1 pseudogene is annotated in these 390 nt (G+C 46.2%); it reads right to left on the bottom strand.

Annotation, left to right across the window (positions count from 1 at the left end):
- Window positions 1-26 precede the first annotated feature (26 nt).
- Window positions 27-278, bottom strand: a pseudogene (locus CIK04_RS11715) (AAA family ATPase); the annotation flags it as partial.
- Window positions 279-390 lie beyond the last annotated feature (112 nt).

Genomic DNA, 390 nt, shown 5'->3' with positions numbered 1-390 from the left:
GCCATCGCGCTGCATTATTAATGCCGAATCGGTAGCTCAAATTGATCCGAGTTCAAAAAACGACCATGGACAAACAGTTGATCACACTCATTTTGAATCACGCGTCCGGTCAAAGCACTTTTAAATGAGCGCCCATGACCGAGCAAATAGATGGCTTCCAAGACACTGGTTTTGCCACTGCCATTCGGACCAATAAGAAAGTTAAAGCCTGGCGACAGTGCAATGTCGCAGGCTTTGATATTACGAAACTGCTGAATAATCAGACGAGAAAGCGGCATTCAATCAGCTTATAGACGAATTGGCATAACCACGTACATGGCGCTGTCGTCATCGACATTTTCAACCAGCGCACTGGCGTTAGCATCCGACATTGAGATTCGCACTTGTTCA

This window comes from Vibrio sp. 03_296 (assembly GCF_002265885.1).
The sequence above is the reverse complement of the archived record's forward strand: the minus strand, read 5'-3'. Positions and strand labels throughout refer to the sequence as shown.